We start from the raw sequence: 14209 nt of genomic DNA on the forward strand, positions 1-14209 counted from the left end.
AACTCCATTCCCATGGTTGATGAGCTTGTCGAATTCGGGGGTGGGTCTTTAAGTCTCCCCTTGGAGAGATTTAGAGGGGCTACTGTAAAGATACAGCGGATAGAAAAATGCGAAAAACGAAATAGCATCGTGGTTATTCAGCGTGTCTTCATTCATGAACGAAATGAGCACAATCAGCAAAAAGATCAGCAACAAAAAGCTCTTTGTTTTACGTTCCAAAAACACTGGAGCCGTTAGTGCAAAACAAATGTAGAACATGCCAATCAGGCCAAAATCGATCCAGTAACTCAAAAACATGTTGTGTGATCGTTGCCGGTATTTTTGATCCTTGAAGAATTTATTTTGATCGTACTGTTCCTGGTATGCCCTGTAATAACCACCGGTTCCGCTTCCAAACCAAAAATTTTCTTTAATGATCTGGATAGCCATTTTGTAATACTCCATCCGCTGTGTAACCGAGTGTCCTGAAGGGTTTCCGCCTTTTTTGTACACATCTGCTTCCCATACAATCTGGTAAATCCGGTTATAGAACGAAAAAGGGTTCACAAACCGGTAATTGGTCATTCCATTTTCGATGTTACGGATGTCTTCATTGGTTAATTTGTTTAGCCCATCAGCATCTTTACGATAACCTTTCGAGGTCAGGTATCGGTACAACACGTAGTGGTTATATCCGGATGTTGCTGTACTGTCGTAATTAATTTTGCTGCGTTTATTCCAAACTTCGCGCAACTCATCATCGTTAATAAAAAGGTAGGTATAATGCCCGTTCTCAAGTTCTTTGTTGTTAAAGTCGTGCATGTAGGCATTCCCTCTACTAGTTTTCTCCTTAGAGAAATCTGACGGTAATTTTTCAATGGTATAAAACTGCTGAATCACATACCCGATGTAAATTGCAGATAAAAAGAAGATTGAAAGCAAAACACCTAAAAGCAACACGCGACCACTCCTGTTTTTGATGGTAAGTATATTCTGAAAGATGACAACTGATGATACAATCAGGAAAACGATCCACCCGGTAGCCGATTTCAGTATAACAAGGAAAATAGTTAGCCATAGCATGGCCAAAAAAAGAAACGCTTTTTCCAGAAAGCTTTGTTTTTCAGCTCTCAGCGCAAACCAAAATAAGGAGAATATGCTGATGTTGATCAGGAGTGAAAAACGGATGTGAGAAATAAAAAGCGACATTTCACGTTGATCGTGAATAGTCTTTCCGGAGAAACCCAATAGGACAAAAATGCTGCAAAACGAGGCAACGATTACAGCCGCCGAGAAAACATAAACGATTCGTTTAACCTGGGTGTAATTTAGCGCGTCTGATGTTCCGATTACAAGTGGAATAATCAAGAGTGGAAGCTGAATTTTAACATCGTGCATTCCCCATTGCATGCTGTTTGTCCACAATAGTCCAATCAAGTACAAAAAGAAAACAGAGATAAAGAGCAGAACAGATTTTCGCTCCTTTAGTCGTTGAAGTTTGACTTGAAAATGACCTTCAATTAGCCAATTCAGCATAAGGCAACCAGTAAAAATACTCATGAATGCTTTTGATAAAGGCAAACTAATAGCCATGGCCATCAACAAGGCATAGTAAATCCGCGATTGAGTTATGTATTGAAGTATCTTCACAAGTAGTCTTAAAATATATGCAAAACGAAAGCCTAAAAGTATTAATTGTTTAGTACAAATTAATATTGTCCTGTCTCCCTGAAATATTTATCCAAAACTAAAAGCGAAATCACATCTTCTCTATTTTTATTCCTGAACTGGTTGGTATACTCGTTTGCATTTCTTACAATTTCGAGGGCTTCTTCGGGATGTCCGATATAATAATTTAGTCGCTCTTCCAAATCCGAATAATCATCTTCTATCATCACGTAATGATAATTTGCGACTAAAGTACCTTCCATGAACCATGTTTCGTATTTTGGGCAGGGCATCACCGCCAGCGAATTCGACGACATGATCCATTTCAGATTGGTAGCCACATCATTCCCTTCCAAACTTAAAATGAATTTGTACTCCAGTTGCTCGTCAATAGTCATTTTCTCAACAAGGTACTTGTTCCCTTCATTATCCATATTTACTTGCCCAATATTGCACAACGGGTGATTGAAATACAGTTCCTGAAATCGTTTTCGGTGGGATTGGGTAACAGCGCCTCGTCCCACAAGCAGATCTTTTTTACTGATAAATGAACGTTTATCGTTCACGAATATAAAATGCCTGATTTTATCTAAATTTAATATCACCGAATTGGCATTGTGATTGCCAATTGGTCGGCTTTTTACAATTGTCGGAAAATCGGGAACATGAGTGATGTCTCCCGGCAAAAAAGTTGCCCTCCGATTTTTACTGAAAAATCGGGTATATTCATAGCTATCGAAATAATAGGCTCTGATTCTAGCGGGAATCTTGAATTCGCTGAGTTGAACTTGAAAATTGAATGGCGGTTTACAGTTCTGTAGCTTGCAGTAATAATTTACCCTCCTTTGAATGTATTCGATGTCGAAGTCGGTTTGTTTTTTAAGTTTCGACTTAAGCTGAATCCGACAAAAAAAGTCAGGTAAAAGTTCTCTCAGGATAGCCCGGACATAATAGACTGGCCTATTATTTTTGTACTTCCGGTTTGCCAAAAATGAACTGATTCCCATGATATCTTTATTTTATCAGGTAAAAGTATCTTTTAAAATCGATCACTTCAAAAAATAACCTGACAAGTTCATGGAAATCATTCCAAAGCAACGAATCAAAGAATTGAACCCGATTTGGAAAATTTGTTTTGAATACAGCCCAAATGTAGTTGATGATTAAATGCTGATTATGCTGCACTTTCTACACAAAAACAAAGAGGATTGAAAGCATACAAACCACCGACAATAACAGAATGGACAGAAAGGCTTTCCAGAGTTGATTTTCAATTATGAACCCGATTCCTTTGGTCGCCAGAAAAATGGGTGAGGTTACCGCAGCAATCAAAAAGAAATCCGTCGAAAGTTTTTCATTTCCGGTTGCCATCAAAATCAATCCTGCGACAATTGTTACTCCTAAAACAATCAACAGCACTATATTAATTCGTTTAATAATGAAATTCATAGAATGGTTTTTTAGATGCCAAACCAACAAATTAATTGTACCCTAAGGCAAATTAATCTGATAAAAATGTCAATTCTGAAATGAAGTTAAACTAAAGATGCGAGAGAATCACCTTTAAATCAAGGAAAATAAGTGAAATGACCTGTTTTAATGATGAATGGATTGATTTGCCATATCAACCGCATACCTTTATCGTTTGAGAATCTTTGTGTTAATTTTCAATATCGTTCGAATAAGTACTTGCAAATAAAAAAAAAAGAAATACTTTTGCAGTCCCGATAATTGTCCGTACTTGTAGTTCTTGTAAGCAATTGAAAATGTTGAGTGTGTAGATCTTATTAACAATTCCGGGTTGATAAAATCAAAAACTCTAAACAATTGAAATTTAATTTATTGCGAGTTGGTATTTAATTTATTAAAAATAAGCAAGTGGATACACTAAGTTACAAAACCGTTTCAGCAAACAAAGCTACGGTAACAAAAGAGTGGGTTCTTGTTGATGCCACTGATGTGGTTCTCGGACGTTTGGCCAGTAAAGTAGCCAAAATCCTGAGAGGAAAGAACAAACCGAGCTTCACTCCTCATGTTGATTGTGGTGACAACGTGATTGTCATCAATGCAGAAAAAGTGCGTCTGACAGGAAATAAACTGAATGACAAGATCTACCTAAGTTATTCTGGTTATCCAGGAGGACAAAGGAAACAGACTCCAGCAGAATTAATGAGTAAATATCCTGAAAGACTGGTTGAAAAAGCAGTTAAAGGTATGTTACCAAAAAATCGTCTGGGAAGTAAAGTCTATGGAAACCTGAAAGTGTATGTTGGATCAGAACACAAACAGGAAGCTCAGAGCCCAAGATTAATTGATTTAAATACAATTAAATAGTAACTAATGGAAGTAGTAAACGCGTTAGGTCGCAGAAAATCCGCAGTTGCCAGAGTTTATGTTAGCGAAGGCAAAGGAAAAATTACAATCAATAACAGAGAATTGAATGATTATTTTCCAACAGGAATTCTGCAGTATGTTGTTTTGCAACCGTTGAATCTGTTAGGTGTTGCTGGTCAGTACGACATCAATGTAAACCTTGATGGTGGTGGAATCACCGGACAGGCAGAAGCATTACGTTTAGGAATCACACGGGCATTGATGGAAATCAATCCTGAATCACGTCCTGCATTAAAAGCTGCCGGATTCGTGACCAGAGATCCTCGTGAGGTTGAACGTAAAAAACCAGGTCAGCCAAAAGCACGCAAAAGATTCCAGTTCTCAAAACGTTAGTATTTTTAGTACAAAAATATTCTGCTTAGGATCTAAATTGCTCAGACTCCATCTTTACAAAGATTCGGACTACCCAGCAATTGCTTTTCAAGAGATTATTTTTTAAAAAAAAGTAAAAAGATGCCAAGAACAAATTTTCAAGATTTATTGGATGCAGGTGTTCATTTTGGACACTTGAGAAGAAAGTGGAATCCAAACATGGCTCCGTATATTTTTATGGAGAAAAACGGAATCCACATTATTGATCTTCAAAAAACAATCGTTAAAGTTGACGAAGCTGCCCTTGCAATCAAACAAATTGCAAAATCGGGTCGCAAAATTTTATTCGTTGCCACAAAAAAACAAGCCAAGGACATTGTTGCCGAATTGGTTGGTGGCGTTAACATGCCATACGTTACTGAGCGTTGGCCAGGTGGTATGCTTACCAACTTCCCAACTATCCGGAAAGCTGTTAAGAAAATGATGTCGATCGACAAAATGACCAAAGACAACAGCTGGGATGTGCTCTCAAAACGTGAAAAACTTCAGATTAGCCGTCAACGTGCTAAACTCGAAAAAATGCTCGGAAGTATTGCTGACTTAACACGTCTTCCTGCAGCTCTTTTCATTGTTGACGTATTGAAAGAAAAAATCGCTGTTCGCGAAGCTCAACGTCTTGGAATTCCGGTTTTTGCAATGGTTGATACCAACTCAGAACCAGAAGGAATTGATTTCGTTATCCCTGCTAACGACGATGCATCTCAGTCGATCAGTTTGATTGTTCAAACGATGACTGATGCTATCCGCGAAGGACTTTCTGAACGCAAAGTTGAACGCGATAAAGACGATGACGAAAAAGAAACAAAAGTAAAAAGTAGAAAAGCAAAAGTTGCTGACGAAAAATCAATTGCTGTCGACAGTGAAGATGACGATGACGAAGATCTTGATGATGAAGATCTTGACGAAGAAATTGATGAATAATCGTTCAACAACTCCTTAAAATAGAAAATATTATGGAAATTAGTGCCGCAGATGTGATGAAGTTGCGTAAAGCAACTGGCGCAGGTATGATGGATTGTAAATCTGCCTTGGCTGAAGCTGAGGGCGATTTTAACCGTGCTACCGACATTATTCGCGAAAAAGGTAAACTGGTTGCCAGCAAAAGAGCTGACAGAGCAGCTACCGAAGGTGTAGTGCTTGCAAAGGTTAACGAATCAAAAAAATCGGGTGCACTGCTCGTTTTGAATTGCGAAACTGACTTCGTTGCCAAAAATGAAGCATTCGTTGCTTTTGCTGAAAAAATTCTGGATGCTGCAATTGCTAACAATGCAGCTGATTTGGATGCAGTAAAAGCATTGGTTCTTGATGGACGTACCGTTGAAAATCATGTTATCGAACAAACAGGTGTTATCGGTGAAAAACTGGACTTACCATATTACTCAAAATTGGATGCTGAAACTGTTGTTGCATACATTCACCCGGGAAATAGGTTGTCTACACTTGTAGGTTTTAACAAAGCTGATGTTGATGTTCAGGTTACCAAAGATGTTGCCATGCAGGTAGCAGCTATGAATCCTGTTGCTGTTGACAAAGCTAACGTTCCAGCCGAAATCGTTGAAAAAGAACTCGAAATTGCCAAAGAAAAATTCCGTCAGGAAGGTAAACCTGAAGCAATGCTCGATAAAATTTCACAAGGTGCATTGGAAAAATTCTTTAAAGAAAATACCCTGTTAAATCAGGCTTTCATTAAAGAAAACAAACAAACTGTTTCGGATTTCCTGAAAAGTCAAGACAAAGGATTGACTGTTACCGGATTCTTCCGCTACAATCTTGCCGACTAGTTAATAATCGCACGATTATATGAAAGGCTTCATTTATGGGAGCCTTTTCTGTTTGTGCCAAAGGACATGAAAAAAGCCCCAACCAGCATTTAAACTAGTTGGGGCTTTAGATCATTAAGTGGTATGATCACTCAATTACAAATCCATTGGGAATAATAGCGCCTTTTTTAATTACTACGATTCCTTCCTTTACGGTATAAAGGTTATTATTCGAGTCAGGCAAATGACTGCCACCTTTTATTGTTACATCATTTCCGATGTGACAATTCTTATCAACGATACAAGTGCTGATATAGCAACGTTCACCAATGCCCATCACCTTGCCATCATTGTGATCCTGATCAATTTCCTCCAAATTCTGATAATAATCGTTACCCATCACATACGAACTAACAATGGTCGTATCTTTTCCGATGCGTGATCTGATGCCGATTACCGAATGTTCAATTTTGCTGGCCTGAATAATACATCCGTCAGAAATTACTGCTTTGTATAGGATGGTTCCTGATATTTTCGAAGGTGGTAGTAATCTGGGGCGTGTGTAAATTACATTCGAATTATCGAAAAGGTTGAATTTTGGAATATCATCAGTTAATTCAAGGGTCGCTTCATAAAAAGAATCAATACTACCAATGTCTGTCCAGTATCCTTCGTATTGATAGCTAATCACTTTATTTCTGCCAATGGATTGTGGAATAATTTCTTTCCCAAAATCTTTAGTGTCTTTTACATTCATTAGTTCAATCAGCAAATCGCGGTTAAACACGTAAATTCCCATCGATGCCAAGTATAATTTCCCTTCGTTTTGCATTTCTTCACTAACCGGAGAAATCCAGTCAGGAAGCAGCTCTGTAGCAGGCTTTTCAATAAATTCAGTCACAATATTCTCAGAATTCGCCTTAAGGATTCCAAAGTCAGGAGCATCCTTTGCATTCACAGGAAGTGTTGCCAATGTAATATCGGCGCCAGCAGCCTCATGTGCATCAATCAGGGCATTAAAATCCATCTGATACAACTGGTCTCCCGAAAGAATAAGAGCATATTCAAAATCGTAATTCACGAAATGTTGCATACACTGGCGGACAGCATCGGCTGTTCCCTGAAACCAGTTTTTATTATCCGGAGTTTGTTCTGCAGCCAGAACATCAACAAAAGAATCGTCGAAAAAGCTAAACGTGTATGTGTTTTTAATATGCTGATTTAACGAGGCAGAATTAAACTGCGTTAAAACAAATATTCGATTAATATCCGAATTAATACAATTTGAAATTGGTATATCTACCAGTCGATATTTTCCGGCAATCGGAACTGCCGGCTTCGACCTGGTTTCAGTTAAGGGGTTTAGTCTTGTTCCCTGTCCTCCTCCCAAAACAATGGCTAGCGTTCTTGTTTTTTTCTTCATATGTTTAACTTTTAAGTGATTGGTATAATTCGATGTAATCCTGTGCAGCTTTATTCCATGAATGGTCAATCTGCATGATTTGTTTTCTGATTTTATTAAAATCTCTCTTTTTTTGATAAAATGATTTGGCTCGTTGCATCGAATGTAATACATCGAAAGCAGAACATTGGTCGTGACAAATACCAAACCCACCATCCCCAATATCGATCACCGTGTCACGCAAACCTCCTGTTCGCCTGACAATAGGAACAGTACCATAGCGAAGTGCGTACAATTGATTCAATCCGCAAGGTTCAACCCGCGAAGGCATCAGCAGAAAATCGGCACCGGCATAAATTACATGCGAAAGCTTCTCATTGTAACCAATATACGAACAGTAACTACCTTTAAACTCCGATTCCAAATGAAGCAATGAATTTTCAATATGCTTTTCGCCCGAACCTAAAACCAAAATATTCTGCTCACCCGGATTAAATTTACTTATGTTGTAAATAATCTCTGGAAGCACATCGGCACCTTTTTCGCCAACTAAACGACCAATAAAAGTAAACAGTGGTTTCTCCGGATTCAGGTTAAACTGTTTGCAAAGAACTTCCTTGTTCGCCGCTTTCCCTTCAGTAATATTTTTTATGCTGTATTTCTGCTCCAGCATTGGGTCAGTTGCCGGATTCCATACATCAGCATCGATACCGTTAAGGATACCCACTGATTTGCCTCGTTCCTGACGTAATAAATCTTCCATTCCTTTCATGGAATATCCGATTTCATCGAGATAACTTGGGGAAACCGTGGTAACCCGCCATGCACATTTTATTGCCGATGCCAGGGGATTAATCAGATTATGCCATTCGACCAGTCCGTTGAAATAGGAGTGAAAAGGAGGAAGGAAATATAATTTATCGAATCCGAATTGCCCTTGATATTGCCCATTGTGAATGGTAAAAATGGTTGGTACCTGTTCGAATTTGCTGTATTCGCGAACCTTCGACATCATGAATGGAATAAATCCAGTATGCGAATCGTGGCAATGAATAATATCCGGCATTATTTCCCTCTGGTTCAGCCAATTTAAGGTTGCAATCTGGAATGTAATAAACCGCTCAGTGTCATCATGATATGAGTAAATATTTTCGCGATCAAATAACCCGGGAATATCAATCATGAAAAGGTCATATCCCAGATTGTTTTCATCAAGAGTTAGCACATTAAATGCAAAATTGGTATGCCCTAATCTTGCAAATCCCGAGAAAATAACTGAGAATTTATTTTCTCTACTAAATTTCCCATGATAAAATGGCATAATTACCGAAGCCGAATGGCCAAGCATTTTTTGATATTTAGGTAATGCACCTACAACATCGCCTAATCCTCCAGCCTTTGCCGCAGGGTAACATTCTGCACTTATGTGTATTATATCCATTATTTGATTCCTTTCGTTTTCCTAATCTGTGAAGTAAGACTCGTGTTGTTAAATTTAAAAAAAATATTCACACTTGAACTGAAATCTACTCTTTAACATGTAACGTTTTTAGGCCATTAAAAAGGAACTCCGTTTCGAAATTACCGATCAAAACAAAAAAAATCCCGGGATTCCGGGATTTATATCTGATAGTAAATGTATTAGGATGAAGCTTGATGGATGGCTCATTTCTTCGATAACGAAAACAGGAATTCCAGCCCTCCTTCTGGTCTGTTCCTGACTGATATTTCTCCTTTATGAAGCAGGATTGCGTTCTTTACAATAGAGAGGCCAAGCCCGGTTCCTCCCGTTTCGCGCGAACGGCCATAATCGACACGATAGAACCGCTCAAAAATTCGGGTCAGATGCTCGTCTAAAATACCTATGCCTGTATCGCAATATTGAAAATAATAGAATTTATCGTCCTCAAGGTATTTCCTGATCGTAATCGTAGCATTATTCCCAGCGTAATTGATTGAATTCTCAATCAGATTTTGAAACACAGAGAACAATAAAGATTCGTTTCCGTTAACAACTATTTCTTTACTGATATCGACCACGCAATCCATATTTTTCTCGTTCAAACGATGCTTCAGGTTTTCAACCACATCATGTATAACCGGTTTCAGCATTACCGCTTTAAACTCAAACAAGCCACCTGCATCTTCAATATTATTGAGCAAAGAAATGTCGTTCAGCAAATCAGTCAAGCGTTCGGCCTGAGCAAATGCCTTTTCAATAAAGTACTTTCTCTTTTCTTCCGGAATATTAGGGTTATTCAGGATCGTTTCCAGGTATCCTTTAATGGATGACAATGGTGTCTTCAGTTCGTGAGCGATGTTCGAGGTAAGTTGTTGTTTTAATAGTTTTTGTTTTTCTGGTTTGGTAACATCGCTTATCAAAACTTCAAAGCTGCGATCTACAAAAATGATACATCTGACATGAAAGAATTTTTCACTCTTTTCAATGGTATATTCGAGTTGCGGAAGTTCTTTATTTAGTGCCGGAAGTTCATTTTCTCGATACTGATCTACAAATTCAAGAACTTTCGCAAATTCAGGAATAGTGAAAATGTGTTCGGCCGAAATTGTCGACTTCTCCGAAATCACGTTTATAAACTGAATAAAATGGCTGTTTGCCAATATTTTATGCTTTTCGGGAGAAAAAATAGAAATGCCTTCATTCAGCACCTGTAAATGTCCGTACAATTTCTCCTTTTCAGTGGTCAATTCATCTTTAGCGGTTTTTAAGTTATCGTAGATTTGTACAATCTGCCGACGGATTACACCCAACTCATTGTCCTGAAAATTACTGTCCATCTTCGAAATGTCCTCGTTCTGCCCGGCTTTCAATGCAAAATCTTTCAACTTAACAATGAAATCACCGAGCCTGCGGGTAGTGAAATGAAACAGTATTCCCATCAGCACAAACAGGAAAAAGATAAATACCAGAAAAATATGTTCTGTTTTTAGAAAATTGATGATGTCGACATTATAAACGGCAGCGGTCCTGACATAATAGTTATGGCAATTTTTAGCATAGTAATAAAACTTCTGGTTGGTAGTTGCTGAAAGCCTAATACTTGATCCTTTTCCGAATTGCAATGCTTTTTGAACCTCAGGTCGACTCAAATGGTTCTCAAGATGTTCAACGTTAGCAACGAAGCTATCATATACAACCTTACCTGTCAGATCGAGTACAGTTAAACGGGTATTCGAAATTGGCAACAAACTCTTGAGTGTATCCAGCGACCTAAAATCACCCGTTTCAAAAATCTTCTTGTGTTCAATATAGCGGTGGCTAAATTCAGAAATATTATCGAGCGTGTTTTCGAGCTGAGCTGTACGATAATGCTTCTCCCGATCGTATTGGTACGCCAGCACAACCAGACTGAAAATAGAAAATACAGCAAGGTAGTTTATTAATATTCGCTTTCTGAAGGTACGTCTTACTGCCACAACTCTGTTTTTATATAATGAAATTATCCTGTTTGTTTTTTATCCGCAAAGCACTGTTTACCTAATTTTCAAAGCAATATCCGTATCCAGATCGCCCCTTGATGCAACTTCCGTAGGTACTTATCTTTTTACGTAACCGGGCAATATTAACATCCACATTTCGCTCAGTAACAATTACATCATCGGCCCAAATACGATCAAGGATTTCCTGACGACTCAAATATTTACCCTTGTGCGAAATTAACATGTTTAGAATCTCAAATTCCTTTCGAGTAAGCAATATATTTTCATTGTCGATGGTCACCGATTTTCGATTCAAATCCAACTCCATGGTGTCAACAGTAATAACTTTTGGTTTCACTTCAACATTTTTTCCACGGCGCAAAACAGCTTTAATCCTTGCAACCAGTTCTTTAATCGAAAATGGTTTTGACAGATAATCGTCACCGCCAACATTGAAACCAGTCAACATATCGTTCTCGGTTTCACGGGCAGTAAGAAAAATAATCGGAACCGAAAGCCCCATTTCCTTCCTGATTTTATCGGCTAATTTAAAACCCGACATTCCACCCATCATCACATCAAGCAACAATAAGTCGAATCGTTCAATGGACTTGGAAAGCGCTTCTTCACCTGAATAGGCGACCTCTATCTCGAATCCTTCACTTGCCAAATTAAACTGAAGGATTTCGCATAAATCCCGTTCATCGTCGACAACCAATATTTTATAGTCCTGATTCATAACGCACTGTTTAAATAATATTTGGGGATTTAGTTTCGCTTATGACGAATGTCTTTCCCCTCGAAAGAATAAAACGAGGCCTCGGCAATATTTGCCGCATGATCAGCAATACGTTCAATGCTTGCAGCCATTTCTTTGATATTGATAAAACTGATTAAAATATTCTTGTCTTCAGCTAAAAGATTAACCCTTTCAGCAACTTTCTTTAGCATTTTGTGGTTGAATTCGTCCACAATTATTTCAGATTTAATGGTCCATTTGGCCAATTCCATATCCTGATTTAAAAAAGATAACATGGATCTTCTGGACATATCGACACTCAAATTCATCATTTTTGAAATAAACCCTGAAAGACTTGTATATACTTCTTCGCTTTCAATCCGCCGCATGAGTTTAACGATACTTAACGCCAAATCACCAATTCGTTCGAGACTGATGGTAATACGGTAGCATGACATTAATTTGCGTATCTGCGAAGCTACAGGTTGGTATAGGGCTATTGAATTGATTACTTCTTCGCTCAGCTTAACTTCAAGCTTATTAATTTTCTCCTCATTTTTAACAAAATCTTCATGCACCGAATCATCCAAACGCAATTTTCCTGAGGCAATTAATTTTTCAACGGTGTCGAGCTGCCGTAACACTAAATTGGCAAGTTTTTCGTAATCAGCTATAATATTTACAATGGCTTCGTCTTTCTTTTGCGACATATTTAAACGCGTTTATCAATTAATTTTAACACTGCTAACCGTCTGACTAAGATAAGGAAATATAATCGTTGGTAAATACCTGAAGTTTGTTTCGATCAGAACGATTTTCAAAACACAAAATTGAATCAATAGAATTAAAGAGTGATTACATTTTTATTGCAGCAAGATTAATTTATTTTATTTCTACAGATCAGAACAAATCCAATATTGATTCATCACACTGATAAACAGCACTATAAAAGAACATATCAGTACACTGCAAAATAAAGATTTATTGCAAAAACAATAAATTTAGCTGATAAAAATAATAAAATCGCACCCAAACGATTCGGAAAATCCGGGGTTTATTAAATCAAAAAAAAAAGAGAGAACTTCCAAATTTAGAGCAACAATAAGAATGCAGAAATCGCCGTAATCACAATAACGAACCCTCGGTAAATGTGGTCAGGAATTATTTTAACAGCCTTAAACCCAACAAACGCCCCTAACGCAATCGCCGGGATTGTAAATAAATCAATAGTTAATGTGTGCAGCGTGATATTGTTCCAGACAAACAGTTGCAACGGAAATTTCGTGAAATTAATAATCATGAAAAACCAGGCGCTGGTACCAATGAAGCTGTTTTTTGGGAGATGCATGGCCAGCAAATAAATAGCGAAAACAGGACCGGCCACATTACCAATCATAGTAGCAAAACCGCCCAAAATCCCCATTGTTGCAGCAAACCACCATTTATCAGGAAAAAGATTTGTTCCTTTTCGCTTGTCCTGCCAAAGCATTAGGGCAATGCTGAGAAAAACAAGAATCGCAATCAGATTTTTAAATTGCTCGTCGTTCACCATTTTACCAACCCACAATGCAATCACCAGACCAACTACAGCCCACGGTATCACTTTAATCAGGTGATTCCAATTGGCATGCCTACGGTAATAGGCTACTCCAAAAAGATCGGCCATCATCAGGATGGGAAGCAACACACCGGTCGATTGTTTGGCGCCAAAAATAAAGGCCAGAGCAGGAACCACAATCATAGAAACTCCCGGAACACCAACTTTCGACATTCCGATAAGCATTCCACAAACCATGATTATTATCCATTCAAGCGGACTGATATGAAGTGAAGACAAAAGCTCCATCGCTAATTTTTAGGATTAAGGTACAAAAGTAAGGAAAGATTTCAGATCAGGCCGAAAACTCCTTGTCCAGAAGGTCCAGTTCAGTAGGTTCTGTTTCACCAAACCATTTCAGAAGATGTTTGCGAGCCTGATTTTTAATTTCAGGAGTAACATGAACAGCCATTTGACGAAGAACCAGCAACAATACGCCCAAATCATCGGCAAACCCAATTAGCGGAGCAAAATCAGGAATAAAATCGACCGGCAAAATGAAATAACCCAAAGCGGCTGACAAAATTAGTTTTGCTTTGAGTGGAACGTCATTCGATTTCATCAGATATTGCAGCAACAGCACAGGATAAACCACCTTCATTCCGGCTACTTTCGAATACCGTTTCAGTTTATCCCAAAATGAAGCATCCGAATAATGTCTCCGGAATTTGGCCGATTTAAACTCGTCAGCGAATAAACTGTAGAGATTGGCTCCGATTTGTATGGTACGGAATTTTTTCATTTTCATTAGATATTGCTCCTTTCGATGCACTTCCTTCGACACTTTTCGCTGACTTCGGCGTGAGCTCAGTCGAACGCTTTGGAAACATCGCACTCAGGAAGCGGTTCTTCGGTCT

At 38.3% G+C, this 14209-nt stretch carries 14 protein-coding genes; 4 read left to right on the top strand and 10 right to left on the bottom strand.

Annotated elements, in window-relative coordinates; genetic code table 11:
* Positions 1–48: 48 nt before the first annotated feature.
* From AQPE_RS09710 to AQPE_RS09720, 3 genes are all read right to left on the bottom strand, one after another.
* Positions 49–1629, bottom strand: coding sequence for an O-antigen ligase family protein (locus AQPE_RS09710; protein ID WP_318350861.1), 1581 nt, complete (start codon positions 1627–1629; stop codon positions 49–51).
* A gap of 59 nt (positions 1630–1688) precedes the next feature.
* Entirely contained in the window at positions 1689–2654 is a 966-nt protein-coding gene (locus AQPE_RS09715; RefSeq protein WP_318350862.1) for a glycosyl transferase family 90, read from the bottom strand.
* Positions 2655–2835: 181 nt separating this feature from the next.
* Positions 2836–3096, bottom strand: a complete 261-nt coding sequence (locus tag AQPE_RS09720) for a hypothetical protein (protein WP_318350863.1) — start codon at positions 3094–3096, stop codon at positions 2836–2838.
* Between the two features lie 429 nt (positions 3097–3525).
* Between AQPE_RS09720 and rplM the strand changes: the two genes are divergently transcribed.
* From rplM to tsf, 4 genes are all read left to right on the top strand, one after another.
* Complete coding sequence (gene rplM, locus AQPE_RS09725) at positions 3526–3981, top strand: 50S ribosomal protein L13 (RefSeq protein ID WP_318350864.1); 456 nt, start codon at positions 3526–3528, stop codon at positions 3979–3981.
* A gap of 6 nt (positions 3982–3987) precedes the next feature.
* Positions 3988–4374: a 30S ribosomal protein S9 gene (gene rpsI, locus AQPE_RS09730; RefSeq protein WP_318350865.1), complete on the top strand. Its 387-nt coding sequence runs from the start codon at positions 3988–3990 to the stop codon at positions 4372–4374.
* Between the two features lie 120 nt (positions 4375–4494).
* Entirely contained in the window at positions 4495–5334 is an 840-nt protein-coding gene (rpsB, locus tag AQPE_RS09735) for a 30S ribosomal protein S2 (RefSeq protein ID WP_318350866.1), read from the top strand.
* 32 nt (positions 5335–5366) lie between these two features.
* Entirely contained in the window at positions 5367–6194 is an 828-nt protein-coding gene (gene tsf, locus AQPE_RS09740) for a translation elongation factor Ts (RefSeq protein ID WP_318350867.1), read from the top strand.
* 127 nt (positions 6195–6321) lie between these two features.
* Here tsf and AQPE_RS09745 read toward each other — a convergent pair whose 3' ends face one another.
* The 7 genes from AQPE_RS09745 to AQPE_RS09775 all read right to left on the bottom strand — a co-directional run bounded on the left by AQPE_RS09745 (position 6322) and on the right by AQPE_RS09775 (position 14094).
* On the bottom strand, positions 6322–7596 hold the full coding sequence (locus AQPE_RS09745) for a glucose-1-phosphate adenylyltransferase (RefSeq protein WP_318350868.1): 1275 nt from the start codon (positions 7594–7596) through the stop codon (positions 6322–6324).
* A 4-nt stretch (positions 7597–7600) separates the two neighbouring features.
* On the bottom strand, positions 7601–9016 hold the full coding sequence (locus tag AQPE_RS09750; RefSeq protein WP_318350869.1) for a glycogen synthase: 1416 nt from the start codon (positions 9014–9016) through the stop codon (positions 7601–7603).
* Between the two features lie 224 nt (positions 9017–9240).
* Positions 9241–11013, bottom strand: a complete 1773-nt coding sequence (locus AQPE_RS09755) for a sensor histidine kinase (protein ID WP_318350870.1) — start codon at positions 11011–11013, stop codon at positions 9241–9243.
* Between the two features lie 61 nt (positions 11014–11074).
* Positions 11075–11755, bottom strand: a complete 681-nt coding sequence (locus AQPE_RS09760; RefSeq protein WP_318350871.1) for a response regulator transcription factor — start codon at positions 11753–11755, stop codon at positions 11075–11077.
* A gap of 29 nt (positions 11756–11784) precedes the next feature.
* Positions 11785–12465, bottom strand: coding sequence for a phosphate signaling complex PhoU family protein (locus AQPE_RS09765; RefSeq protein WP_318350872.1), 681 nt, complete (start codon positions 12463–12465; stop codon positions 11785–11787).
* Between the two features lie 380 nt (positions 12466–12845).
* Positions 12846–13601 (bottom strand): sulfite exporter TauE/SafE family protein, encoded by a 756-nt coding sequence (locus tag AQPE_RS09770; protein WP_318350873.1) that lies wholly within the window; start codon positions 13599–13601, stop codon positions 12846–12848.
* A gap of 46 nt (positions 13602–13647) precedes the next feature.
* Complete coding sequence (locus AQPE_RS09775) at positions 13648–14094, bottom strand: YkvA family protein (protein ID WP_318350874.1); 447 nt, start codon at positions 14092–14094, stop codon at positions 13648–13650.
* Between the last annotated feature and the right edge of the window lie 115 nt (positions 14095–14209).

Origin of the sequence: Aquipluma nitroreducens, assembly GCF_009689585.1 — a bacterium.
In the GTDB taxonomy this organism is placed as follows: Bacteria; Bacteroidota; Bacteroidia; order Bacteroidales; family Prolixibacteraceae; genus Aquipluma; species Aquipluma nitroreducens.